General features: G+C 71.3%; 25 protein-coding genes and 1 tRNA gene. 16 read left to right on the top strand and 10 right to left on the bottom strand.

What is annotated here, in order from left to right:
- The first annotated feature begins 244 nt into the window (after positions 1-244).
- From B5557_RS26620 to B5557_RS26605, 4 genes are read left to right on the top strand one after another with little or no spacing between them, the layout of a single operon-like run.
- Complete coding sequence (locus tag B5557_RS26620) at positions 245-715, top strand: hypothetical protein (protein WP_079661823.1); 471 nt, start codon at positions 245-247, stop codon at positions 713-715.
- Positions 712-1,830, top strand: a complete 1,119-nt coding sequence (locus B5557_RS26615) for a hypothetical protein (RefSeq protein WP_079661822.1) — start codon at positions 712-714, stop codon at positions 1,828-1,830. The genes B5557_RS26620 and B5557_RS26615 overlap by 4 nt, the downstream gene beginning before the upstream one ends.
- Positions 1,831-1,864: 34 nt before the next feature.
- A complete protein-coding gene (locus B5557_RS26610; RefSeq protein ID WP_079661821.1) occupies positions 1,865-2,392 on the top strand; it encodes a roadblock/LC7 domain-containing protein in 528 nt (175 codons plus the stop codon).
- A gap of 21 nt (positions 2,393-2,413) precedes the next feature.
- On the top strand, positions 2,414-2,788 hold the full coding sequence (locus B5557_RS26605; RefSeq protein WP_079661820.1) for a hypothetical protein: 375 nt from the start codon (positions 2,414-2,416) through the stop codon (positions 2,786-2,788).
- Positions 2,789-2,825: 37 nt separating this feature from the next.
- Here B5557_RS26605 and B5557_RS26600 read toward each other — a convergent pair whose 3' ends face one another.
- From B5557_RS26600 to B5557_RS26590, 3 genes are all read right to left on the bottom strand, one after another.
- Positions 2,826-3,410 carry a hypothetical protein gene (locus B5557_RS26600; RefSeq protein WP_107472632.1) on the bottom strand — a complete coding sequence of 195 codons (585 nt, stop codon included), beginning with the start codon at positions 3,408-3,410 and terminating at the stop codon, positions 2,826-2,828.
- An 82-nt stretch (positions 3,411-3,492) separates the two neighbouring features.
- Positions 3,493-4,437, bottom strand: a complete 945-nt coding sequence (locus tag B5557_RS26595; RefSeq protein ID WP_231976043.1) for a MurR/RpiR family transcriptional regulator — start codon at positions 4,435-4,437, stop codon at positions 3,493-3,495.
- On the bottom strand, positions 4,434-5,954 hold the full coding sequence (locus B5557_RS26590) for an aromatic amino acid ammonia-lyase (RefSeq protein ID WP_079661818.1): 1,521 nt from the start codon (positions 5,952-5,954) through the stop codon (positions 4,434-4,436). Before B5557_RS26590 ends, B5557_RS26595 begins: the two co-directional genes overlap by 4 nt.
- A 142-nt stretch (positions 5,955-6,096) precedes the next feature.
- Here B5557_RS26590 and B5557_RS26585 point away from each other — a divergent pair, with 142 nt between their 5' ends.
- The 5 genes from B5557_RS26585 to B5557_RS26565 all read left to right on the top strand — a co-directional run bounded on the left by B5557_RS26585 (position 6,097) and on the right by B5557_RS26565 (position 9,945).
- On the top strand, positions 6,097-7,149 hold the full coding sequence (locus tag B5557_RS26585) for an ABC transporter ATP-binding protein (RefSeq protein WP_079661817.1): 1,053 nt from the start codon (positions 6,097-6,099) through the stop codon (positions 7,147-7,149).
- Positions 7,146-7,787, top strand: coding sequence for an ABC transporter permease (locus tag B5557_RS26580; protein ID WP_079661816.1), 642 nt, complete (start codon positions 7,146-7,148; stop codon positions 7,785-7,787). The genes B5557_RS26585 and B5557_RS26580 overlap by 4 nt, the downstream gene beginning before the upstream one ends.
- Entirely contained in the window at positions 7,787-8,458 is a 672-nt protein-coding gene (locus tag B5557_RS26575; RefSeq protein WP_079661815.1) for an ABC transporter permease, read from the top strand. The genes B5557_RS26580 and B5557_RS26575 overlap by 1 nt, the downstream gene beginning before the upstream one ends.
- 12 nt (positions 8,459-8,470) lie before the next feature.
- The gene (locus B5557_RS26570; protein ID WP_079661814.1) at positions 8,471-9,403 is read left to right on the top strand and encodes an ABC transporter substrate-binding protein; all 933 of its coding nucleotides are present in this window, start codon (positions 8,471-8,473) and stop codon (positions 9,401-9,403) included.
- A 110-nt stretch (positions 9,404-9,513) separates the two neighbouring features.
- Positions 9,514-9,945: a hypothetical protein gene (locus tag B5557_RS26565; protein ID WP_079661813.1), complete on the top strand. Its 432-nt coding sequence runs from the start codon at positions 9,514-9,516 to the stop codon at positions 9,943-9,945.
- 16 nt (positions 9,946-9,961) lie between these two features.
- Here B5557_RS26565 and B5557_RS26560 read toward each other — a convergent pair whose 3' ends face one another.
- Positions 9,962-10,759 (bottom strand): SDR family oxidoreductase, encoded by a 798-nt coding sequence (locus B5557_RS26560; protein ID WP_079661812.1) that lies wholly within the window; start codon positions 10,757-10,759, stop codon positions 9,962-9,964.
- A gap of 146 nt (positions 10,760-10,905) precedes the next feature.
- Here B5557_RS26560 and B5557_RS26555 point away from each other — a divergent pair, with 146 nt between their 5' ends.
- Positions 10,906-11,751 (top strand): helix-turn-helix transcriptional regulator, encoded by an 846-nt coding sequence (locus B5557_RS26555; RefSeq protein WP_079661811.1) that lies wholly within the window; start codon positions 10,906-10,908, stop codon positions 11,749-11,751.
- On the opposite strand, the gene B5557_RS46320 is transcribed toward B5557_RS26555, so the two are convergent.
- Both B5557_RS46320 and B5557_RS26550 read right to left on the bottom strand, forming a co-directional pair.
- Positions 11,655-11,966, bottom strand: coding sequence for a DUF6924 domain-containing protein (locus B5557_RS46320; protein ID WP_443031367.1), 312 nt, complete (start codon positions 11,964-11,966; stop codon positions 11,655-11,657). The two genes, B5557_RS26555 and B5557_RS46320, sit on opposite strands and share 97 nt — an antisense overlap.
- A gap of 323 nt (positions 11,967-12,289) precedes the next feature.
- Entirely contained in the window at positions 12,290-13,678 is a 1,389-nt protein-coding gene (locus B5557_RS26550; protein WP_079661810.1) for a cystathionine beta-synthase, read from the bottom strand.
- A 161-nt stretch (positions 13,679-13,839) separates the two neighbouring features.
- Here B5557_RS26550 and B5557_RS26545 point away from each other — a divergent pair, with 161 nt between their 5' ends.
- The 3 genes from B5557_RS26545 to B5557_RS26535 all read left to right on the top strand — a co-directional run bounded on the left by B5557_RS26545 (position 13,840) and on the right by B5557_RS26535 (position 17,296).
- Positions 13,840-14,871, top strand: a complete 1,032-nt coding sequence (locus B5557_RS26545; RefSeq protein ID WP_079661809.1) for an SGNH/GDSL hydrolase family protein — start codon at positions 13,840-13,842, stop codon at positions 14,869-14,871.
- A 142-nt stretch (positions 14,872-15,013) separates the two neighbouring features.
- Complete coding sequence (locus tag B5557_RS26540) at positions 15,014-16,234, top strand: acetyl-CoA C-acetyltransferase (RefSeq protein ID WP_079661808.1); 1,221 nt, start codon at positions 15,014-15,016, stop codon at positions 16,232-16,234.
- Positions 16,235-16,504: 270 nt separating this feature from the next.
- A complete protein-coding gene (locus B5557_RS26535) occupies positions 16,505-17,296 on the top strand; it encodes a hypothetical protein (protein WP_079661807.1) in 792 nt (263 codons plus the stop codon).
- A 33-nt stretch (positions 17,297-17,329) separates the two neighbouring features.
- On the opposite strand, the gene B5557_RS26530 is transcribed toward B5557_RS26535, so the two are convergent.
- On the bottom strand, positions 17,330-17,641 hold the full coding sequence (locus B5557_RS26530) for a hypothetical protein (protein ID WP_079661806.1): 312 nt from the start codon (positions 17,639-17,641) through the stop codon (positions 17,330-17,332).
- Positions 17,642-17,745: 104 nt separating this feature from the next.
- On the opposite strand from B5557_RS26530, the gene B5557_RS26525 reads away from it, so the two are divergent.
- Positions 17,746-17,973, top strand: coding sequence for a DUF4287 domain-containing protein (locus tag B5557_RS26525; protein ID WP_069768564.1), 228 nt, complete (start codon positions 17,746-17,748; stop codon positions 17,971-17,973).
- 103 nt (positions 17,974-18,076) lie between these two features.
- Here B5557_RS26525 and B5557_RS26520 read toward each other — a convergent pair whose 3' ends face one another.
- The 3 genes from B5557_RS26520 to B5557_RS26510 form a co-directional block, all read right to left on the bottom strand.
- The gene (locus B5557_RS26520) at positions 18,077-18,979 is read right to left on the bottom strand and encodes a Bax inhibitor-1/YccA family protein (protein WP_079661805.1); all 903 of its coding nucleotides are present in this window, start codon (positions 18,977-18,979) and stop codon (positions 18,077-18,079) included.
- 212 nt (positions 18,980-19,191) lie between these two features.
- On the bottom strand, positions 19,192-20,376 hold the full coding sequence (locus B5557_RS26515; protein ID WP_079661804.1) for a 4-hydroxybenzoate 3-monooxygenase: 1,185 nt from the start codon (positions 20,374-20,376) through the stop codon (positions 19,192-19,194).
- A gap of 200 nt (positions 20,377-20,576) precedes the next feature.
- Positions 20,577-20,660: transfer RNA gene (locus B5557_RS26510), tRNA-Leu, on the bottom strand.
- Positions 20,661-21,089: 429 nt separating this feature from the next.
- Here B5557_RS26510 and B5557_RS26505 point away from each other — a divergent pair.
- Positions 21,090-21,860, top strand: coding sequence for an ABC transporter ATP-binding protein (locus B5557_RS26505; protein WP_079661803.1), 771 nt, complete (start codon positions 21,090-21,092; stop codon positions 21,858-21,860).
- Positions 21,861-21,923: 63 nt separating this feature from the next.
- Positions 21,924-24,452, top strand: a complete 2,529-nt coding sequence (locus B5557_RS26500; protein ID WP_079661802.1) for an ABC transporter permease — start codon at positions 21,924-21,926, stop codon at positions 24,450-24,452.
- Positions 24,453-24,519: the final 67 nt, after the last annotated feature.

The following is a 24,519-nucleotide window of genomic DNA, read 5'->3' as shown; positions in this document are numbered from 1 at the left end:
CACGGCCGCACTCACCACCCCGGACGGACGCGCGCGCCGTTGACGCACGCCGAGGCGCACGGTGTTGAAGGGAGACATGGGCGTCGACGCGGCCCGGAACGCGGCCCGATGCGGGGTCAGCCGACCCACCCTAGTAACCCGGCAGCATGTTCCGCTGGAAAATGCCAGAAGACTCACCCCTCGCGCACACGTTGCGTAGCTTCTTCCTCACTCAGCCGAACCGACGGCAGGAGGGGAGCCAACGGTGCCCGGAATCGACGAGTGTCTACTGGAGGCCATGCGGCTGCCCGGCGCGCGGGGCGCCGCGCTGGTCGACTGGACGAGCGGACTGGCCCTGGGCGCGGTCGGGGAGTGCCCCGGCGGCGACCACGAGGCGGCCGCCGCCGAGGCCGCCGAGGTCGCCCGCCTCACCACTGAACAGCGCGCCTTCACGCCCGAGGGCCATGCCGCCCACGGCGGCGGGACCGAGTCCGGGACCGGGGCCGGAGCCGGGACCGGGGCCGGAGCCGGGACCGGAACCGGGGCCGGGATCGCCGATCCACCGGTCGAGGACCTGATCATCAGCAACCGGGACAGCTATCACGTGCTCCGCTTCGTGCCGACGTCCTTCGACAGCAGCGTGTTCCTGCACGTCTGGCTGGGCCGGCCGGACGGCAATCTCGCGCTGGCCCGGATCCGGCTGGGCGAGATGGCCGGACGGCTGGTGCTGGGATGACCGCGGTGAGAACGACCCCGCCGGGCACCACCCCGCCGCCCCGGCTGCCCGTGCGGGAGAAGTCGGCGGGCCGGGAGCGCGGCGGCGGGCTGTCGCCGATGCTGACCCGGCTGGCCGCCGAGCGGGCGACCGGCGTCCTGGAACGCGAGCGCGGCTCGCTCTATCTCGCCGAGGGCCGCGTGGTGCACGCCGAGAGCCCCCTCGCCCCCGGCCTCGACGTGCTCCTCCTGGCCCACGGCACCCTCGCCCCGGCCGCCTGGCAGGACGCGGTGGACCGGGCCGACGAGGAACACGGCGCGGCCCGTCTGCTGCTCGACGCCGGCCGGGTCCCGCGCGGGGCGCTGGAGCTGTGCCACCTGGAGGCGGTGTTCGACGCGGCGTTCTTCGCGCTCGCCCCCAGCAGCACCCCGGGCCGGTTCCGGTACGGGGCCGGGCACTGGCTCGGCGCCCTGAGACCGGTCCCGGTCGACGCGGTGGAGCGCGAGACGCTGCGCCGCCGTGAGCTGCTGCACCGGCTGTGGCCGGACCCGCTGACCGACGGGGCGCCGCTGCGGCGGGCCGAGAGCGTCGCGGCGCCGGCGCCGACCGCCCGGCAGAGCGGGGTGCTGGCCCTCGTGGACGGCGTGCGCACCGCGTCGGACATAGCACGCGAACTGGGGCGGCAGGCCTTCCACACCCTGGTGGACGTCCGCCGCCTGGCGGCGGCGGGCCTGCTCACCGCCCTCTTCCCACCCCCGCGCCCCCACCACCCACCGCCGACGCCCCTCACCCAAGTCCCTCTACAAGCTCCTGTCCAAGCCCCTGTCCAGGCCCACCCCAACGACCTTCCCCACGGTCTCCCCCACGACCTTCCGTACGCCCTTCCCCACGGCTTTTCCCCCGCCCATCCCGACGGTTTCCCTCCCTCCCATTCCCACCCCCAACCCCACTCCCACCCCCAACCCCAGACCCACCCCCGTCCCCATCCCATACCCCCCGCCCCCCACGCCGCCCCCGCTCCCGATACCGCCCACGCCCCCGACCCCGACCCCCCGCCGGGCATCACCCTGCCCCGCGTCAACGACCCCGACATCACCCTGCTGAAGAGGCTCAGGGATGCGCTGGAGGCCCTTTGAACGCCAGCGACCGCGCGCCGAGAGGAGCGAGCTGATGGCGTCCGAGCCCGAGATACTCGACGAACTCCGGCGGCTGCGGGCCCGGGTGCCGCAGCTGACCGGCGCACTCGCGGCCGGCGTGGACGGTCTCGTCCTCGCCCACGACACGCCCGGCGTGGAGCCGGAGGTGGTGGCCGCGCTGACCGCCGCCGCCCTCGGCGTCGCGGTGCGGTTGGCGGACACGACCGGTCAGGGCGACTTCCGCGAGCTGCTCGTGCGCGGGATGTACGGCTACGTCGCCACCTACGCGGCCGGCGAGAGCGCCGTACTGACCCTGCTCGCGCAGGGCCGCGTCAACGTCGGCCGGCTGCATCTGGAGGGCCGCCGGGCAGGCGCCCGAATCGGGGAGCTCGTCGACGCGCGGGAGGCGAAGGCCCGCGAGGCGCGCGCCGCACCCCCCGGGCCACCGGCGAAGACGCCCGCGAAGGCGCCCGTCCGGACGCCCGCCAAACCCCCGACCGTACGGACCAGATCGGCGCGCGGCACGGCCACCGCCAACGCGCGCACCACCACGGAAAGTTGACAGGACCCTAGGAGCACAGTCATGGCCAATACCGAGACCTGCCTGAAAGAGGCGCTCGCCTCCATCGAGGGTGCGACCGGCGTCGCGCTCGTCGACTACACCAGCGGCATGGCGCTGGGCACGCTGGGCGGCAGCAAGACCTTCGACCTGAACGTCGCCGCCGCCGGCAACACCGACGTGGTGCGCGCCAAGATGCGCACCATGGAGCACCTCGGGCTCAAGGCCCAGATCGAGGACATCCTGATCACCCTGTCCGACCAGTACCACCTGCTGCGCCTGATCAGCGGTCGCGGCGGTAACGGGCTCTTCCTCTACCTCGTCCTGGACGCCAAGCGGGCCAACCTGGCGATGGCCCGCCACCAGCTCAAGAGGATCGAGGAGGACCTGGAGGTCTAGCGCCTGTCCTAGGCCGTATCCGCGAAGTCCCGAAAGGTCACACCAGTGCTGCGGTGCGGCGGCGGGCGCCGCCCGGGGCCGCGTCGCCGGCCGCGATGCCGGTGCTGCGGTACGCCTTGACGGTCTTGCCGGACGGGCGACCGCCGCGCCGGTCCAGCCAGTCGACGCGCACCCACAGCAGCGCGTCCTCGTCCCGTTCGCGCCGCCCGAGCCAGGCGGCCTTCAGCCGCAGCCCGGTCCCGCAGCCGGCGAGCAGCAGGCCGCCGGCCGCGGGTACCGCGAAGGAGCTGCCCAGCGCGGCGGCGAAGGCGAGCAGCAGCCACCAGCGGTGACCGCGCCGCCAGATGCGGACGGTCACCGCCCGGTCCTGGAGCACATCGTGCTTGCCGGCCCGGGCGGCGCCGCGGCCGAGTTCCCGGTAGCGCCGTCGGCCGCGCCACGTCACCGCGGCGACGGCCACGATGAACAGCGCGGCCCCGGCCAGCACCCCGATCCGTCGTCCCGTGAGGCCGGGCACCAGGACCCCGACCCCCGCCGCGAACACCCCGCACCACCACAACGGCGCGGCCCCGGCCCGTACGACGACGGCCACCCGAGCCAGCCCCTGCCCTCCGCGTGCCACGTCCGTCTCCTCGTCACTCCGGCACAGTCTTGTGACCGTTCAGACTAGTGAGCGAACGTGAGACGAGTCTGAGAGCGCGGGTCTACTCCACGAACAGTCCCCGGGCCGCGGCCCGCGTGTCGAACTCCTCCAGCCGGGCCTGCGCGTCGGGCAGGTCGTCGCACATCGCCTCCAGCAGCACCCGCCCGAGCAGCATCGGCGCGCACGCCGTGTCGAAGGCGAGCCCGGTGCCGACGGCGGCCGGCAGCAGCAGGTCGGAGACCTTGGCGACCGGCGCGAACGCGGAGTCGGCGACCGTCACCACGCTCAGCCCGGCCTCCCTGGCGTAGGCGAGGGTGTCGACGACCTCGCGCGGGTGCCGGGGCAGCGCGAAGCAGAGCAGCGCCGAGGCGCCCGCGCGGACGGCGGCGTCGATCCGGTCGTGGATCATCGTGCCGCCCTCGTTGAGCAGCCGTACGTCCGGGTGGACCTTGGCGGCGAAGTAGGCGAAGCCGTACGCCTGGGAGGCGGCGGCGCGCAGGCCGAGCACGGGGAGCGGCCGCGAGGCCGCCAGCAGCCGGCCCGCCCGCTGTACGGGCCGGGGGTCGGCGAGCAGTTCGGCGAGGTGCTTCAGGTTCTCGATCTCGGCCTCGACGGCCTGCTGGTACTCGTTGTACGAGGCCGAGCCGGCCGGCTGTTCGGTGGGCGCGACCTCGCGCAGGTGCTTGCGAAGGGCGGGGTAGCCGTCGAAGCCGAGGGCGACGGCGAAGCGGGTCACGGACGGCTGGCTGACCCCGGCGAGTTCGGCCAGCTCCACGCTGGACAGGAACGGCACGTCGGCGGCTCGGCGCACCATGCTGTGCGCGATGCGGCGCTGGGTCGGCGTCAGCCGGTGCCCCTCGAAGAGGGCCTGCAGCCGGCCCGCGGGACTGTCCGGCACCCCCGCACCCGGCTCCGCACCCGCGATCTCCGCGCCAGGCTCACCCACACCGGTCCCCGGCCCTGTCTCCATCCCGGTCCCCGTCTCCGTCCCCGTTTCGGCGCTCATGCCTCGCTCCCCCTCCAGATGTCCGTGAACCGGTCCAGCAGCCGGGCCGCCGCGCTCACGTCGTCCGTGAGCGGCCGGTCGGCCTGGTCCGCGTCGAGCACCGCCTCGGCCAGTTCCAGCGCCCGCCCGGCCGGAAGTCCCGGCTCGGGCCGCAGTTCGCGCTGACGCAGCGCCCGTACGGCGGCGACGAGTTCGCAGCCGACGACGAGACGGTACGCGGCGCAGGCGCGCAGTGTCTGCCGGGCGGCGAGCGAGGCGAAACTGGCCTGTTCCTCGACGCCCCGGGAGAGTACAGCGTGGCCGAGCGACGCGGGCGCGGAGAAGGCCCGCAGATCACCGAGGGCGGCCGCGGCGGCGTATTCGAGGATCATCACGCCGGAGGAGGCGGGCTCGGGGTCGGCGAGGAAGGGGCGCAGCCGGGTGTAGGCGGGTTCGTTGAGGGTCGAGAGGCGGGACGTGGACAGCCTCGCCACCTGGGTCAGCGCCAGCCTGAAGTGGTCCAGGGCGAGGGCGAGTTGGGCCTGGTAGAAGCCGCCGTGGTGGTAGGCGGCCATGTCCTCGGGCGAGATGAGCGGGTTCTCGGCGGCCGCGTTGATCTCGATGGCGACGACCTCCTCCAGGGCGTCGGCGGCGTCGTGCGCGGGGCCGTGGATCTGGGGCAGGCAGCGGAAGCCGTACGGGTCCTGGATGCGGCCGAGCGGCGGCGTGGGCCGGTCCTCGGCGCCGATCAACTCCCGCATGCGGCGGGCGACTTCGGCGGAGCCGCGGTGCGGTCGGGCAGCGTGCACGGGGGCGGCGTACGCCTCGTGCGAGCCGTCCACGGCGAGCAGGGAGAGCGCGGCGACGACCGGAGTGGCCTCCAGGAGTCCGCGCAGTTCGTGCAGGGCGAGCGCGGACTGGCCGAGGGTGAGGGCGTTGCTGCTGATGAGTGCGAGGGCGTCGTTGTTGTCGAGTTGCTGCGGTTCGGGGGCGCCGTCGCCGCGCCAGGGGTGTTCTCCGACGAGCGCCAGTCCGAGCTGGGCGAGCGCCGCCAGGTCTCCGGTGCCCACCGAGCCGAACTCGTTGACGACCGGGTGGGCGCCGCTCTCCAGTGCTTCGCACAGCGCAGTGACGACGCTGGGCCGCAGGCCCGCGCCGCCGGCGAGCAGTTGGTTGGCGCGGACCGCGAGCATGGCCCGGACCTGCCGGGCGGGCAGTTCCTCGCCGATGGCGCCGGCGTGGCTGCGCAGCAGGCGCAGGCCGTGTTCCGCGGCGGCGTCGGTGGGCACGTCCTCGTTCCGGTTGGCGCCGACGCCGGTGGAGCGGCCGTAGACGCGGCCGGTGGCGGCGATCTGGCGGGCGGCGTCCCAGGACTCGGTCATCCGCTTGGTCGCGTCGGTGCCGGGGACGGGCCGCGCGGTCCCGTCGGCGAGGCGCGCGACGTCCGCGACGCCGAGGGCGATCCCGTCCAGGACGACGAGACCGGGGCCGGCTCCAGTGCCGGACCCATGAGCGGCGTCCACGATCCGAGATGACATAAGGCCACAAACTCCCCTCAATCCGGACACCTGATCTTGCCTGCCGGTCATCCGTTACCTCGGATTAACACCGAACCGTTGACAAGTTATTCATCTACGGAGAACTCTGCATGACGTTATACAGCCGGGCAAGGGACATCTCATGATCCAGTTCGACGCGGTCCACAAGCGCTTCCCCAACGGCACGACAGCAGTCCACGATCTCTCCCTCCACATGCCGGAGGGCGGCGTGACCGTGCTGGTCGGTTCCTCCGGTTGCGGCAAGACGACCACCCTGCGGATGATCAACCGGATGGTCGACCCGACCTCCGGAACCATCGAGGTCGGCGGCAAGGACGTCACCCGCCAGGACGCGGCCGAACTGCGCCGCTCCATCGGGTACGTCATCCAGCAGTCGGGCCTCTTCCCGCACCGCACGGTGCTGGACAACATCGCCACCGTGCCGCTGCTCCTCGGCCACGGCCGCCGCAGGGCGCGCGCCCGCGCCGCCGAGCTGCTGGAGACCGTCGGCCTGACCGCCGACGCCGGCAAGCGCTACCCGCACCAGCTCTCCGGCGGCCAGCAGCAGCGCGTCGGCGTGGCCCGCGCGCTCGCCGCCGACCCGCCGGTGCTCCTCATGGACGAGCCCTTCGGCGCGGTCGACCCGGTGGTGCGTACCCAGCTCCAGGACGAACTGCTCAGACTCCAGAAGGAGTTGAGCAAGACCATCGTCTTCGTCACGCACGACATCGACGAGGCCGTCCGGCTCGGCGACCAGATCGCCGTGTTCCGCACCGGCGGCCACCTGGTCCAGTGCGCCGCGCCCGCCGAACTCCTCGCCCGCCCCGCCGACGACTTCGTGGCCGACTTCCTCGGCGCCGAACGCGGGCTGAAGCTGCTCTCGCTGACGACCCTCGCGAACGTCCCCCAGGGCCCGGCCCCCGAGGGCGGCCCCTGGACCCTCACCCTCGACGAGGCCCGCAGGCCGTTGCACTGGACGTCCAAGGAGGCCGAGGTACCCGTCCGCCCCCTGAAGGACGCCGACTCCCTCCTCGCGGCGCTCGACGAGTCGGTGGCCTCCCCCACCGGACTGGTCGCCCGCGTCGACGCCGACGGCGTCCTCACCGGCGTCACCTCCCGCGACGACATCCACACCCACGCGGGCCGGGCGCACACCGCGGCCCGGGCCCACACGGACGCCGGGGTGGCCGCATGACCATCGACTGGTCCTGGATATCCAGCCACACCGACGACCTGATCACCCTCACGATCTCCCATCTCCAGGCCGCCCTGACGGCCGTCTTCCTGGGCCTGCTGATCAGCCTCCCGCTCGCGGTGCTCGCCCACCGCGTCCGTCCCCTGCGCGGCTTCCTGCTCGGCCTGTCCAACGTGCTCTTCACGATCCCGTCGATCGCGATCTTCGTGCTGCTGCTGCCGGTCAGCGGCCTGACCCGCACCACGACCGTCATCGGCCTGACCGTCTACACCCTGGTCGTGCTGCTGCGGAACACCGTCGAGGGCCTCGACTCGGTGCCCACGAAGACCAAGGAGGCGGCCAAGGCGATGGGCACGCGCCCCCTGCGCACGCTGCTCACCGTCGAGTTCCCGCTCGCGCTCCCCGTGATCATGGCGGGCGTCCGCATCGCGACGGTCATGTCGATCTCCCTGGTCTCCGTCGCCACCTACATCGGCGACGGCGGCCTCGGCCAGCTCTTCACCGACGGCTTCCAACGCAACTTCCCGACCCCGGTGATCGCCGGCGTGGTCCTCACGATCCTCCTCGCGGTCGTCGCGGACGCGGCGCTGGTCGGCGTCCAGTACCTCCTCACCCCGTGGAAGAGGCGGCGAGCCTGATGTACGAACTGATCAAGAACCTCGGCAGCTGGCTGACCAGCGGCACCCAGTGGTCCGGCTCGGACGGCATCGCCCACCGCCTCGCCGAACACCTCCAGTACTCGCTGCTGGCGACCCTCATCGCGGCCGTGATCGGCCTCCCCCTCGGCCTGCTGATCGGCCACACCGGCAAGGGCGCGTTCCTCGCGATCAACCTGGCCTCCTTCGGCCGCGCGCTGCCGACCGTCGGCCTGGTCGTGCTGGTCTTCCTGGCCGGCGGCCTGTCGATGCTGCCGGTCTACGTCGCGCTCGTCGCCCTCGCGGTCCCGTCGATCGTCACCAACACCTACGCCGGCATGACGGCCGTCGACCCGGACGTGAAGGACGCGGCGCGCGGCCAGGGCATGCGCGGCCACCAGGTCCTGCTCCAGGTGGAGCTGCCGCTCGCGCTCCCCCTGATCATGACCGGCCTGCGCCTCGCGCTCATCCAGGTCGTGGCCACCGCCACGATCGCCGCGTACGTCTCCTTCGGCGGCCTCGGCCGCTACGTCTTCGACGGCCTCGCCCAGCGCGACCTCGTCCAGGTGCTCGGCGGCGCTGTCCTGGTCGCCGCCGTCGCCATCGCCCTGGATCTGGCGCTCTCCGGCCTGCAGCGCCTCCTCTTCCGCCACCGCCCCGCCCAGACCGCCTAGGGAAACAGCGAAATGAACCGACGCACGATCCTCGGCGGCCTGTTCGCGGCCGCGACCGTCCCCGCCCTGACCGCCTGCGCGAGCGGCATCACCTCCCTCGACAACGGCGGCGCCGCCTCCGGTGGCGGCGGCTCCAGCAAGGACGGGGTCACCATCGGCACCGCCAACTTCACCGAGAACCAGGTGCTGGGCTACCTCTACGCGGCCGTCCTGGAACAGGCCGGGGTGAAGGTGAAGGTCCGCCCCAACCTCGGCACCCGCGAGATCGTGATCCCCGCGCTCCGGGGCGGCGACATCGACCTGCTGCCCGAGTACCAGGGCGCCCTGCTCAACTACCTCGACCCGAAGGCCACGGCCGCCGAGGAGGGCGCGATGCAGAACGCCCTCACCCTCGCACTGCCCAGCGGCCTTCAGGTGCTGCCGTACGGCACGGCCGAGGACTCCGACGCCTTCGTCGTCACCCGCGAGACGGCGAAGAAGTACGGCCTGACCTCCCTCGCCGACCTGAAGAAGCAGAACGGCAAGCTGGTCATCGGCGCGGCCCCCGAGGTCAAGAAGCGTCAGGTGGGCGTGGTCGGGCTGAAGGACGTGTACGGCGTCGAGTTCAAGGAGTTCAAGTCGCTGGACTCCGACGGCCCGCTGGTCAAGGGCGCCCTGAAGAAGGGCGACGTGGACGTGGCGAACCTCTTCACCACCGACACCGACATCGAGGCCAACGACTGGGTGGTGCTGGCCGACCCCGAGAACCTCATCCCGAGCCAGCACATCGTGCCGCTGATCGCCGACCGCAAGGCCGACGACACCGTCCGCAAGGCCCTCGCGCGGCTCGGCAACGTCCTCACCACCGAGCAGCTCACCGAGCTCAACCGCCAGGTCGACAAGGACAAGAAGGACCCGGAGGACGTGGCGAACACCTATGCGAAACAGCACGGGCTGGCGAAGTGAGCCGGACCTGACCCGCCTGCGGACCCGACCCCGCAGTGGGGGGCTATCCCCAGTGCGGCGGGCGTCCCGGCTCCCTAACCTTGGTGTCCATGACGGGATGGGAGACGGCCATGGACGCGCGGGACACGGACCTGAAGAAGGAACTCGACGCCACCTTGCAGACACGCAGGGAACTGGGCGAGGAGTACGAGTCCGCGCTGGTGGACTCGTTCCTGGAGAAGGTCGACCAGCGCATCGACAGTGCGGTGGAGCGCCGGGTGCGCAGGCAGCTGGCCGAGCAGCAGATGGTGGCCGCGCGGGGCTCCCGGGCGCCGAAGCCCACCGACTCCTGGGGCGACCGCTTCGGGTTCGCCATCGTCTCGCTGATCCTGGCGATCCCGCTGTCGGCGATCGGCGGCGGCTTGGCGAACTTCCCGGGCGTGCTCGCCGCCTGGGTCGGCATCGTCGGCGTGAACTTCCTCCAGGCCGTCCGCACCAACCCCGAGCTGCTCTCCGGCCGGCGGCGCCGGTCCGCCGGCAAGGGCGACGACTGGAAGGACTGAACCGTCGGGCCTGGCCTCACGCCTGCCGGGTCGGCAGCACCATGATCTGCCGCAGGTTGACGTGCCGGGGGCGGCTGGTCGCATAGGCGACGACGTCGGCGATCTCCGCCGACGACAGCGCGCCGATCGCGCCGAACAAGCCGTCCAACTGTCCGGCCAGGTCGTCGTTGTCGAGGTGCGTCGCCAGCTCGGTCTCGGTCAGCCCCGGCTCCACGTTGGTGACCCGCACGTCCCGGGGCCCGAACTCGGTGCGCAGGGACTGCGAGAGGTAGGTGACGGCGGCCTTCGTCGCGCCGTACACGGCGTAGTTGGGGAAGGTGATGTGCGCGCCGATGGACGACACGTTCACCAGGTCGGCGCTGCGGCCCTCGGCGGCGGCGCCCACCAGGTCGCCGGTGAAGGCGCGGATCACCCGCAGCACCCCGGTGACGTTGGTGTCGAGCATCCGCTGCCACTCGTCCATCCGGCCGGCGTCGACCGGGTTCGGCAGCATCACGCCGGCGTTGTTGACGACCAGGTCGACGCTCCCGTAGGCCTCCCGGATCCGGCCCGCGGCCGATGTCACCGACGCGTCGTCGGTGACATCGGCGACGACCGCGAGGGCCTCGCCGCCGTCGGCGCGGATCTTCTCCACGACCGCCTCCAGCCGGTCCCCGCGCCGGGCCAGCAGCGCGACCCGGGCACCCGAGGCGGCGAGCAGCACGGCCACCGCCTCCCCGATCCCGCTGGCGGCGCCGGTGACGACGGCGGTACGACCGGCAAGGCTCGCGTAAGGGCTCGCGTACTGGTTGCCGTTCTGGTTCTCGTACGACATCTGTTGCTCCTGGGAAGGTGAGCCGGGGCGTCTCCCCGGCGACACACACCACTCTCACCGCCGGCCACGGCCCCACCCAGGGATGAGCTTTTCCTGGGTCTGCCAGTACCAGGTTGGGATCGAGGCCCTCCTCTACGATCGAACCCATGGACGGGGACCTTGGAGACTTTCTGCGCTCACGCCGTGCTCGCATCCAGCCGGAGGAGGTCGGACTGCCCTCGCACGGGCGCCGGCGCGTCCCCGGACTGCGCCGCGAGGAGGTGGCGCAGCTCGCCGGAGTGAGCGTCGACTACTACATCCGCCTGGAACAGGGCCGGGGGCCGAGCGTCAGCGACACGGTCCTGGACGCCGTGGCCCGCGTCCTGCGCCTGGACGACACGGAGCGCGCCTACCTGCACGCCGTCGCGCGCCCCCGCAAGCCGTCCGGGGGCTGTGCCACGCCCCGCGTGCGCGCGGGCGTGCAGTTGCTGCTCGACAGCATGGAGCGCACCCCCGCGTTCGTCGTGGACGTCCGGATGGACGTGCTGGCGTGGAACGCGCTCGCCGACGCCGTCTTCGGCTACAGCAGGAGCACGCCGGACGGCCGCAACATCCCGCGGCACGTCTTCCTCGACCCCGCCTCCCGCGACTTCTACCCGGAGTGGTCGGCGGTGGCCGTCCAGTGCGTCGCGCATCTGCGGATGCAGGCGGGCCACCACCAGGAGGACCGCCGGCTGACCTCGCTCGTCGGCGAACTCTCCCTGAAGAGCGAGGACTTCCGCCGCCTGTGGGCCGACCACCCGGTCCGGGCCTGCGCCTACGGCGTGAAACGCGTCCAGCACCCGGTAGCGGGCCCGCTGACCTTCCCCTACGAAACCCTGACCATCGCGGAGGACCCGAACCAGTCCCTCCTGGTCTACACCCCCCAGCCGGGCTCGGACACCGCGGAACGCCTGGCACTGCTGGGCAGTTGGACGACGTCACCCGCCCCCGAAGCCACGAACCGCACCTGAGACGTCGAGTGCTCCGCGCCCGCCATGGCGTGGGCGTCGGCGAGGAACAGGTGGGTGAGCTGCTCGTCCTCGTCGGCCGCGTTGTCCACGCACATGAGCTCGGGGATGCTCACGTCCTCGTACCGCGGGTCGCTGACCCAGGTGGCGTGGGGTCCGTCGTCGAGGGCGTCGACAGGCTCCGGAAAAGCTTTCGCGGGGACCGCCGCACCCCCGATACCGGGGGGCGGGACGACGGCGGTCCCCGCGAGGGACGCGGGCCGGGTCAGGCCGGGCTGCGCGTCCGTGGCGTCGGTGGAGGTCCGGGAGCCGCTCCGGAGGTCCGTGACGCCGTTTTGGTGCCGGTGGGGCGGGGAGCCGCTCCCGCCCTGCCGACACCCATAAATATGCAGGACGCGTGTTAAGCGAGTGCTGCGCGGACGTGACGCGCTCGTACCACTTCCACGAAGTCCACTGTTTTGGTGGGCAAACGGAAGTTCCCCGCCCGGAGGGGCCGTTCACCGGAGGTTTCCCGGAGGTTCCGGCTCCCGGCCCCCGGAAGTTACTTCCCGCCCTTGGCCAGGAAGGCGAGCAGGTCCTGGCGGCTGACGACCCCGGTGGGCTTGCCCTCGACGAGGACGATCGCCGCGTCGGCGCTGCCGAGCACCGACATCAGGTCGCCGACCGGCTCACCGGAGCCGACCTGCGGCAGCGGGGCCGACATGTGCTTCTCCAGCGGGTCGGAGAGCGAGGCCCGCTGGGTGAACAGCGCGTCGAGCAGCTCGCGCTCGACGACCGAGCCCACGACCTCCGCCGCCATGACGTCGGGATGACCGGCGCCCGGCTTCACGATCGGCATCTGCGAGACGCCGTACTCGCGCAGCACCTCGATGGCCTGGCCGACGGTCTCGTCCGGGTGCATGTGGACGAGGGACGGGATGGAGCCGTGCGCCTTGTCGTTGAGGACGTCGGCGACACGGGCGCTGGGACCCTCGTCCTCCAGGAAGCCGTAGTCCGCCATCCACTCGTCGTTGAAGATCTTGGAGAGGTAGCCGCGACCGCTGTCGGGCAGCAGGACCACCACGACGTCGTCCGGGCCGAGCCGCTCGGCGACCCGCAGCGCGGCGACGACGGCCATCCCGCAGGAGCCGCCGACCAGCAGCCCCTCCTCCTTGGCGAGCCGGCGGGTCATCTGGAAGGAGTCCTTGTCGGACACCGCGACGATCTCGTCGGCGACGGTCCGGTCGTAGGCGGTCGGCCAGAAGTCCTCGCCGACGCCCTCGACGAGGTACGGCCGCCCGGACCCGCCGGAGTACACCGAGCCCTCGGGGTCGGCGCCGACGACCTGCACCCGGCCCTCACTGGCGTCCTTCAGATAGCGGCCGGTGCCGGAGATGGTGCCGCCGGTGCCGACGCCCGCCACGAAGTGGGTGATCCTGCCCTCCGTCTGCTCCCACAGCTCGGGGCCGGTGGAGTGGTAGTGGGAGAGCGGGTTGTTCGCGTTGGAGTACTGGTCGGGCTTCCACGCCCCCGGCGTCTCCCGCACCAGCCGGTCGGAGACGTTGTAGTACGAGTCCGGGTGCTCGGGGTCCACGGCGGTCGGGCAGACGACGACCTCGGCGCCGTACGCCCGCAGCACGTTGATCTTGTCCGTGGACACCTTGTCGGGGCACACGAAGATGCACTTGTACCCCTTCTGCTGCGCCACGATGGCCAGCCCGACCCCGGTATTCCCGCTGGTCGGCTCGACGATCGTGCCGCCCGGCTTGAGCTCCCCGCTCTGCTCTGCGGCCTCGATCATGCGCAGGGCGATGCGGTCCTTCACGGAACCGCCCGGGTTGAAGTACTCCACCTTGGCCAGGACGGTCGCCTGGATGCCCTTGGTCACGCTGTTGAGCTTCACCAGCGGGGTGTTGCCGACGAGGCTGATCATCGAGTCGTGGAATCGCACCGTTGTCTCCGGTTGCTTGCAAAAACAGTGGTCGTAGTGGTGAAGCCAGCCTACGGGCCGGGTCGCGGCCGGGGCGGCACGTTCACTCCTGGTGGAGATTGGGCGACGCCCCGTACGGGGCAAGGAGTGGGTGTACGGACACGAGGAGGTGGCGTCGAGGCATGACGAGCATGTCGAGGGCGAGAGTGGCCCGGCGCATCGCGGCCGGCGCGGCCTACGGCGGCGGCGGCATCGGACTGGCCGGAGCGGCGGCGGTCGGGCTGGTGCTGGCGGAGGTGCATCTGGCGCGCCGCCAGGTCAACAACGGGGCGCATCCGCACGTCCCGCAGGCGGACGGCCGCTACGGCCACGCCTACGACGCCCCCGGGCCCGGCAAGGAACCGCTGCTGCTGACGATGCTGGGCGACTCCACGGCGGCGGGCCAGGGCGTGAACCGTTCCGGGCAGACCCCGGGCGCCCTGCTGGCGTCGGGCCTGGCGGCGGTCGCGGAACGCCCCGTGGAACTGCGCAACGTGGCGCTCCCGGGCGCCCAGTCCGACGACCTGGACCGGCAGGTGGCGCTGGTCCTCGGGGACTCCGATCGGGTGCCCGACATCTGCGTGATCATGATCGGCGCGAACGACGTGACCCACCGTATGCCGCCCACCCGCTCGGTCCGTCACCTGTCGGCGGCGGTACGGCGGCTGCGCACGGCCGGCGCGGAGGTCGTCGTGGGCACCTGCCCCGACCTGGGCACGATCGAGCCGGTCCAGCAGCCCCTGCGCTGGCTGGCCCGCCGGGCGTCCCGCCAGCTGGCGGCGGCCCAGACGATCGGCACGGTCGAGCAGGGCGGGCGCACGGTGTCGCTGGGCGACCTGCTGGGCCCCGAGTTCGAGGCGAACCCGCGCGAGCTGTTCGGCCCCGATCACTACCACCCGTCGGCGGAGGGGTACGCGACGGCGGCGATGGCGGTGCTGCCCACGGTCTGCGCGGCCCTCGGCCTGTGGCCGGCGGAGGAGGAGCGCCCGGACGTCTCCCGCCGCGAGGGTTTCCTGCCGGTGGCCCGGGCAGCGGCGGAAGCGGCGTCGGAGGCGGGCACGGAAGTCACGGCAGCGATGCCGACGGGGCCACGGGGCCCATGGGCCCTGCTGAAGCGGCGCAGGCGCCGCCGGGTGACCGAACCGGAGCGGACACCTGCCGCCCCCTCCTCCTGACCCGCACCCGGGTGAACCAAGCAAGCGCTTAGAAAGTGCGGTCAGGGTCACACCGCAACCGGCGTGACCCAAGCCATACGTACCGGTAACTTCCCAAGCAGCCGTGTCCGTACGGAACCCCCTTCCCGCCAATGGAGCCGTGATGCCCGAAGCCGTCATCGTCTCGACCGCCCGCTCGCCCATCGGCCGCGCTTTCAAGGGCTCCCTGAAGGACCTGCGCCCGGACGACCTCACCGCCACGATCATCCAGGCGGCCCTCGCCAAGGTCCCCGAGCTCGACCCGAGGGACATCGACGACCTGATGCTCGGCTGCGGTCTGCCGGGCGGCGAGCAGGGCAACAACCTGGGCCGTATCGTCGCCGTCCAGATGGGGATGGACCACCTTCCCGGCTGCACGGTCACCCGCTACTGTTCCTCCTCGCTCCAGACCAGCCGGATGGCCCTGCACGCCATCAAGGCCGGCGAGGGCGACGTCTTCATCTCGGCCGGTGTCGAGATGGTCTCCCGGTTCACCAAGGGCAACTCCGACAGCCTGCCGGACACGCACAACCCGTTCTTCGCCGAAGCGGAGGCCCGCACGGCCGCCGTCGCCGAGCAGGAGGGCACCTCCTGGCACGACCCGCGCGAGGACGGCCTCGTCCCGGACGCCTACATCGCGATGGGGCAGACCGCCGAGAACCTGGCCCGCTCCAAGGGCGTGACCCGCCAGGACATGGACGAGTTCGGCGTCCGTTCCCAGAACCTCGCCGAGGAAGCCATCAAGAACGGCTTCTGGGAGCGCGAGATCACCCCCGTCACCCTGCCCGACGGCACGGTCGTCTCCAAGGACGACGGTCCGCGCGCCGGGGTCACCCTGGAGGGCGTCCAGGGCCTGAAGCCGGTGTTCCGCCCGGACGGGCTGGTCACCGCCGGCAACTGCTGCCCGCTGAACGACGGCGCCGCCGCGGTCGTCATCATGAGCGACACCAAGGCCCGCGAGCTCGGCCTGACCCCGCTCGCCCGCATCGTGTCGACCGGCGTCTCCGGCCTCTCCCCCGAGATCATGGGCCTCGGCCCGGTGGACGCCAGCAACCAGGCGCTGCGTCGCGCCGGCCTCACCATCGACGACATCGACCTGGTCGAGATCAACGAGGCGTTCGCCGCGCAGGTGATCCCCTCCTACCGCGACCTCGGCATCGACGTCGACAAGCTGAACGTCAACGGCGGCGCCATCGCCGTCGGCCACCCCTTCGGCATGACGGGCGCCCGCATCACCGGCACGCTCATCAATTCGCTGCAGTTCCACGACAAGCAGTTCGGTCTGGAGACGATGTGCGTCGGCGGCGGCCAGGGCATGGCGATGGTCATCGAGCGCCTCAGCTGAACCTCTCGGTGACCGTCACGGCACCCACGGTGAGTTGACGGCCCGGAGTCCGGAATACACCTGGACTCCGGGCCGTTCTGTGATCCAATCTCCCCCAGGATGTGACCTATCTCCCTCCCGGAGGGATTTACGCAGCTCAGCGCGGTTCGACACCAAACCCCAGGCCCAAAGACCTGTCCGTTTCGTGACGTTACGCACTGACAGCTGGATAGTCCACCCTTCAAGCTGATGTAGGAAGTCGGGGGTCGACTTTGAACCGGGAGTACGTCAGTGAGCGCCATGCCGATCGCCTTGTTGGTCACCACGGCCGCCACGGGCGCCGTGGGCGTCGCCGTCCTGCGCACCCTCTTGCAGCTGCGCCGGCAGGTCGCCGCCCTGCACACCCAGCTCGCCGAGAACCACGCCGCGGAGCTGCGCGGCCGGGTCCCGGCCGCCCGCACGACCGCCGACACGGCTGAGATACGCGCCGCGGTGGCGGAGGCGCTCGCGGAGGAGCGGGAGCGGGAGCTCGCCGAGGCGCGCGCCTTCTGGGCCGCCCAGGAGGCGCGTGACGGCTCCGACGCCCCCTCCCTGCTGGGCCTGCCGGACAGTGAGCTGTTCCTGCCCCGGCAGAGCGACTTCGTGGGCCTGGAGCCCCTGGAGCCGGTGACCGAGCCGACCGCGGACGCCGACGAGTTCGCCGGGGAGTCCCCCGAACTGGCCGCGGCCCGCCGCCGCCACCCGTCCCACCCCGACTTCGTGCCGGTCCAGTCACCGATGGTCAACGATCACGAACGCACCGTCGCCACCCTTGAGGAACTGGCCGCGTCCCGCATCGAGCTGACCGACGTCCGCCCGGGCCCGCTCGGCACGCTCGACGTCTATGTCTTCGCCGACGGCACAACCCTGTGCATGACGCCGGGCCACCGCGAGACGGCGGAACGTCTCGCCAGGGCCCTCACGGCCGGCGAGACCCCGTTCCTGCTGGGCGGCTCGGGCATCTCGGGCGCCTACACCCTGACCTTCGCGTGCGGCGAGGAGAACGTCTACATCCTGGCGGACCGGGTCATAGCGAGCCTGTAGAGGCCTCGTTCCCGCGGCACGCCCCCACGGCCGTCACACCCCCGCCCGTTTCTGCGCCTCCTGCACCAGCCGCACGGCCTCGGCCACCTGGTCCTCGTCCGACAGCACGAGGGCCAAATCATGCACCGCCACGGTGATTTGGTCGGCGGCCGCGAACATCCCGGCGTCGGGCATCTGCCGAGGCTCCACCCCGGGCTCCTCGATACGCTGGGCCCAGGCGGCCAACTCCCGGGCCAACCCCAGCGCCTGCGCGGCAGCGCTTCTCTGGAGCCGGCTCTGCGGAGCGGCACGCAGACGATCGGCGAAGTGATCCACCGCACGGGTCAGGGACGTCGTATCCACCACGCCGCGAGACTACGCGTCGGACCGGGACTGTTGCCAACAGGCGAACACTCAGGCACCGTGACCTGAAGGACCGGCTTACATCCCCTTTGCTACCGGAGGCGCCGATGTCCCATGTCCTCTCCGAGGAGACCCACCGCAACATACTGGCCCGTATCCCCCATTGCACCGGTCGTGAAGTCTCCGACTGGCTGCGCACCGTCGACGAAGGCCCCGCTCTCCGCTTCGAGGAGAAGGTCAGCTGGCTGCGCGCCGAGCACAACCTCGCGTACGGCCACGCCAAGGCGATCATCCACGAGTACGACCTGAGGAGGGCCGCGCGCAAACTGCTCTAGCGCGCCGACACACCACCACCACGCCGGATACGACGAAGGGCCCCGGGATCAAAATCCCGGGGCCCTTCGCGCTGTCACGCGGTGTTGTGCTCAGCCTCGGCGGTCAGTCGCTGTTCAGGATCGACAGGAGCCGCAGGAACTCCATGTAGATCCACACCAGCGTCATGGTGAGGCCGAAGGCGGCGAGCCAGGCCTCCTCGCGCGGGGCGCCGTACGCGACGCCGTCCTCGACCTGCTTGAAGTCCAGGGCGAGGAAGCAGGCGCCGAGGATGATGCCGATGACGCCGAACACGATGCCCAGGGCGCCGCTGCGGAAGCCGAGGCCGTCACCGCCGCCGAACACCGAGAACAGCAGGTTCGCGACCATCAGCAGGACGAAGCCGAGCGCGGCGGCCATCACGAAGCCGTAGAAGCGGCGGTTGACGCGGATCCAGCCCGCCTTGTACGCCACGAGCACGGCGGCGAAGACCGCCATCGTGCCCAGCACCGCCTGGGCGACCACGCCGTCCGCGATGTACGTGGACACCGCGCTGGAGATCACGCCGAGGAAGACACCCTCGAAGGCGGCGTACGACAGGATCAGCGCGGGGGCCGGGCGGCGCTTGAACGACTGGACGAAGGCCAGCACCATGGCGACCAGGGCGGCGGCGATGCCGATGCCGTACGACTTGCCGAGGTTCGCCTCGTCGACGGGCAGCAGCAGCCAGGCCAGCACCGCGGTGACGACCACGGTGCCGAGCGTGGTCGCGGTGCGCGCGACGACGTCGTCCATGGTCATCCGGCCGGTGGCGGCCGGGGCCTGCGGCGGTGCGCCCTGCTGCAGGCCCTGCTGGGCGTAGGGGTTCTGCGCGTAGGGGTTGCCCGCCTGCTGGGCGTACGGATCGCCCTGCGCGTACGGGTTGGCCTGCGTGCCGCCAGCGGGTCCCCCGGCCTGTGCGTTGAAGCCCGCGTAGCCGTTGTCGCGGCTGAACCCCCGTCGCGAGAAGACCGGGTTTCTGCTCTGCATTTCACTCCTCCATGGCCACAGTTGCGTCGCCTTGGGCTCAAGGGTAATAGGTAGGCAAAGGATTGACCCTAGTGCTTGAGGAGGATCTTTCCCTCTTGTGCTGCGCAACACGCTACGCGGCAGCGTGATTCCCGGCACCGGCGGACCTCATTCATGACCAACCTGCTACCTGTCCGGAACCAGTCGGAGACCGGCCGACGCGTCATGTCCGGTCACCCGAACGGGAACCCGGTGTACCCCTCGGCCAGGTCGGTCTCGGCGGCGCGGGAGGAGGCGATCCGCTCCAGCCGGGCGAGCTGGAGGCGTGCCTCGAAGGGGGTGGCGTCGGGGGCGGGGTGCAGCAGGGTCGTCATGTCGTAGGAGAACCGCTCGGCCTGCCAGACGCGGCGCAGACAGGTCTCGGAGTAGGCGTCGAGGAGGTCGCAGGAGCCCGTCCGCCTCTGGTGCGTCAGCGCCCGCGCGAAGGTGACGACGTCTCCGACGGCGAGGTTCAGCCCCTTCGCGCCGGTCGGCGGCACGATGTGGGCCGCGTCCCCGGCGAGGAAGAGCCGGCCGTGCCGCATGGGCTCGTGGACGTAGGAGCGCATCGGGGTGACCGACTTCTGGGTGATCGGGCCGCGTTCCAGCTTCCAGTCGTCGTCCGTCTCGAAGCGGCGCTCCAGCTCGTCCCAGATCTCGTCGTCGCCCCAGGTCTCGGCGTCGGTGCCTTCGGGCACCTGGAGGTAGAGGCGGGAGACCGACTGCGAGCGCATGGACAAGAGCGCGAAGCCTCGGTCGTGGCGGGCGTAGACCAGCTCGTCGTGGGAGGGCGGCACGTCGGCGAGGATGCCGAGCCAGCCGAAGGGGTACGTCCGTTCGAAGGCGCGGGTCAGCTCGGCCGGGATCGCCTTCCGCGAGACGCCCCAGAAGCCGTCGCAGCCGACGACGTACTCGCACTCCAGGACCTCCTCGACGCCTTCTGGGCCACCACGGCGGAAGCGGATGCGCGGGCGGTCGGTGCCGGCGTCCTCGACGGCCAGGGCCTCCGTCTCGAAGAGCAGCGGGCCGCCCTCCTCCAGTTGGAGGGCGATGAGGTCCTTGCAGACCTCGGTCTGGGCGTAGACCATCACCGACCGGCCTCCGGTGAGGGCGGGGAAGTCGACGCGATGGCGCTGCCGCGCGAATCGCAGCTCTATGCCGTCGTGGCGCAGCCCCACCCGGTCCATGCGCTCCCCGGCGCCGGCCGCGCGCAGCACGTCCACCGTGCCCTGCTCCAGGATCCCGGCGCGCTGCCGGTGCTCGACGTAGGCCCGGTCGCGGCTCTCCAGTACGACGGAGTCGATGCCGGCGTTGTGGAGCAGACGGGCGAGGAGGAGGCCGGCGGGGCCGGCGCCGACGATGCCGACGGTCGTGCGCATCGGGCGTTCCCTTCGGAGTTCTGTTCGCTGATGGTGTTCGTTGATCGTGTTCGCTGCGCTCGTTCGCCGCACATGTTCGCGTAGTGAAGTTTTCTTCACTGACTTCGGACGTGAGTCTGCGCCTCCGTGGAACGGGTGTCAACGGTCGAGGCGGTCGATACCTCACGGAAGGATGCGGCGGATCGACAAGGCCTCGGAAGTGCCCAGAGCCGGACTTGAACCGGCACGCCCGCGAAGGGGCAGCGAGGTTTAAGCTCGCCGTGTCTGCATTCCACCATCTGGGCAGGCCGAGGGCTCCGCTTGAGCTTCCGACCCTATCGGGCTCCGTCCCCCGATCAGCGGACGGGCAGACCCGATGTTGTCTTATTTTATTGATGTCTGAGGGTGCATCAGCACACGGAACTGGCCATCCGCACTTGCCAGTAGCCTCGCGCGCGGCAACCGCTTGCGTATGCGGAATGACGGAATTTCACCGCCAGAACAAGGGTGCTCCACCGGTTCTTGACACTTACTCAACGACTGGGCGGCCCCAAGGACGCGTAGGGGGCGCGGGTCATCCCCAGGTATGACACGGCGGCAGCTGGTCCGACTCGAGTCTGCCTTCGGAACCGGAACAGCGGCTGACTACACGACGGCCGGCGGCCGGGACGATGGTTCATGTCCCCGAGACACACCGTCCCGCCATGCCGTCGTCCCGACAGGAGCTCACGCCCGTGACCACCAGCCCCCTCGCCGAGCGCACCACCGCAGTGGCCGCGCGTGCCACGGACCTGTCGAAGATCTACGGACAGGGCGAGACCCAGGTCGTCGCTCTGGACCGCGTCTCGGTCGACTTCCGGCAGGCCGAGTTCACCGCGATCATGGGTCCCTCGGGCTCCGGCAAGTCCACGCTGATGCACTGCGTGGCGGGCCTCGACACCTTCTCCTCCGGCTCCGTGCGCATCGGCGACACCGAGCTCGGCTCGCTGAAGGACAAGCAGCTCACGAAACTGCGCCGGGACAAGATCGGGTTCATCTTCCAGGCGTTCAACCTGCTGCCGACGCTGACGGCGATCGAGAACATCACCCTCCCGATGGACATCGCGGGCCGTAAGCCGGACAAGGAGTGGCTGGAAACGGTCATCCGGATGGTGGGTCTCGCCGACCGACTCGGCCACCGTCCCTCGCAGCTCTCCGGCGGTCAGCAGCAGCGGGTCGCCGTCGCCCGCGCCCTGGCGTCCCGGCCCGACATCGTCTTCGGCGACGAGCCGACCGGCAACCTGGACTCCCGCTCGGGTGCCGAGGTGCTGGGCTTCCTGCGCAACTCCGTGCGGGATCTGGGGCAGACAGTGGTGATGGTCACCCACGACCCGGTGGCCGCGGCGTACGCGGACCGGGTGGTCTTCCTCGCGGACGGGCGCATCGTCGACGAGGTGTACGGCCCGACGGCCGAGTCGGTGCTGGACCGAATGAAGCAATTCGACGCCAAGGGCCGCACCAGCTGATCCCGTCCGATCCCGTCCGGGACCGACCGCTCGGCGACGAGCAGGACTGAGAAGACAACACCCATGTTCCGTACCGCCTTGCGCAACGTGCTCGCGCACAAGGCCCGGCTCCTGATGACCGTGCTCGCCGTGATGCTCGGCGTGGCCTTCGTGTCGGGGACCCTGGTCTTCACCAACACCCTCTCCAACGCCCTGCAGAACAGCTCCGCCAAGGGCTTCGACCAGGTCGACGTCGCCGTCACCGCGCTGGCCCAGCCGGACGTCGACGACCGTATCGGCAAGACGCCCGAGCTGACCCAGGCCCTGCTGGAGCGGAGCGCGAAGGTCCCGGGCGCCGCGTCGGCCGTCGGAGTCGTCAACGGCTTCACCGCCATCGCCGACAAGGACGGCAAGCTCATCGGCGGCGGCTTCCAGTCGCAGGGCGCCAACTACTGGGGGGACAAGGACGCCCGGTACCCGCTCGCCGAGGGGCGCACGCCGAGCGGCAGGGGCGAGGTCCTCATCGACGCCAAGACCGCCGAGCGGGCCGGGTACAAGGTCGGCGACACCGTGCGGATCTCCGTCGACGGCCCCGTCCTCACCCCGAGGATCACCGGGATCTTCACCACCGACGACGGCAACGTCACCGCCGGCGGCAGCCTCGCCCTCTTCGACACGGCGACCGCCCAGCAGCTGTTCGGCAAGACCGGCACCTACGACGAGATCGACGTGAAGGCCGCCGCCGGGACCTCGCAGGGCGCGCTGAAGGCGGCCCTGGACACGGCCCTGCCGAAGGGCAAGGTGGAGACCACCACCGGCAGGCAGCTCGCCGACGACCAGGCCGAGATGATCTCCGCGTCGATGAGCGGGCTGAAGCAGGGCCTGCTGGTCTTCGCCGGTATCGCGCTCTTCGTGGGCACCTTCATCATCGCCAACACCTTCACCATGCTGGTCGCCCAGCGCACCAAGGAGCTCGCGCTGCTGCGGGCCGTCGGGGCCTCGCGCCGCCAGGTGACACGGTCGGTGCTGATCGAGGCGTTCGTCGTCGGCGCGGTCGCCGGGGTGACCGGTCTGGTCGCCGGCATCGGCATCGGGGCCGGGCTGCGCTCGCTGCTGGGGACGCTGGGGGCGACCGTCCCCGACGGGCCGCTCGTCGTCTCGCCCGGCACGATCGCCGCCGCCCTCCTCGTGGGCGTCGTCATCACCATGCTGGCCGCGTGGCTGCCCGGCCGCCGGGCCGCGAAGATCCCGCCGGTGGCGGCCATGAGCAGCGTGCACGCCACCGCCACCACCAAGTCGCTCGTCCTGCGCAACACCCTCGGCGCCCTGTTCTCGGCGGCCGGCGTGGCCGTGATCCTGGCCGCGACGACCATGGACGGCAGCGACGGCCAGGCCCCCATGGGGCTGGGCGCGGGCCTGCTCATCATCGGCGTGTTCATCCTGACCCCGCTGCTGTCGCGTCCGCTGATCGCGGCCGCCGCCCCCGTCCTGCGGATCTTCGGGGTGTCCGGCAAGCTGGCCCGGCAGAACTCGGTGCGCAACCCGCGCCGGACCGCGGCCACCGCCTCCGCGCTGATGATCGGCCTGACCCTGATCACCGGCATGACGGTGATGGCGGGCAGCCTGCAGAACGCCATCGACAAGATGGCGTCCTCCGCGATCCGGGCCGACTACGTCGTGTCGATGGCCAACGGCAACGAGCTCTCCGCCGACATCGACCAGAAGCTGAAGGCCACCGACGGGGTGACCGCCACCAGCCCGATGCGGGCCGGGTACGGGCGGGTCGACGGCACGACCGAGAACCTCACCGGCGTCACCGGCTCCACCATCGGCAAGCTGACCGACCTCAAGGTCGACGACGGCGCGTTCAAGGTGGGCGGCGCGCAGGTCGCCGTCGACGAGAACGTCGCCAAGTCCCATGGCTGGAAGGCCGGTTCGGCGTTCACGATGAACTACGAGGACGGCAGGAAGCAGCAGCTGACGGTCGCCGCGGTCTACGAGGGCAACGAGCTCATCGACGGCATCCTTCTGGACACCTCGGTCCTCACCCCGCATCTGGAGTCCCCGGCGGACCGGCGGGTCCTGGTCAAGACCTCCGCCGGCGCCTCGGACGGCACGAAGGACAAGCTGGAGACGGCCCTCGGCGCCAACCCGGCCATCAAGGTCCAGAGCAAGAAGGACCTGTCCAACGAGGTCGCGAAGATGTTCACGCTGATACTGAACATGCTCTACGGGCTGCTCGCGATGGCCGTGATCGTCGCCGTCCTCGGCGTCATCAACACCCTGGCGATGTCGGTCTTCGAGCGCTCCCAGGAGATCGGCATGCTGCGCGCCATCGGCCTGGACCGGCGCTCGGTCAAGCGGATGGTCCGCCTGGAGTCCCTCGTCATCTCGCTCTTCGGCGGGGTGCTCGGCCTCGGCCTCGGCGTGTTCTTCGGCTGGGCGGCCGGTGAGCTGATCGGCACGAAGATGGCGACGTACGAGCTTGTCCTGCCGTGGGGCCGGATGGCTCTCTTCCTGGTGCTGGCGGCCGGGGTGGGCATCCTGGCGGCGCTGTGGCCGGCCCGGCGGGCGTCCCGGCTGAACATGCTGTCCGCGATCAAGTCGGAGTAGCCGCGTCGAGGGCGGACAGAGGGGCCCCCGGCACCGTACGTGCGGCGCCGGGGGCCCCTCTGTCCTG

The sequence above is a fragment of the Streptomyces sp. 3214.6 genome, from assembly GCF_900129855.1.
Classification (GTDB): domain Bacteria; phylum Actinomycetota; class Actinomycetes; order Streptomycetales; family Streptomycetaceae; genus Streptomyces; species Streptomyces soliscabiei.
This window is presented reverse-complemented; position numbering and strand designations above follow the sequence as displayed.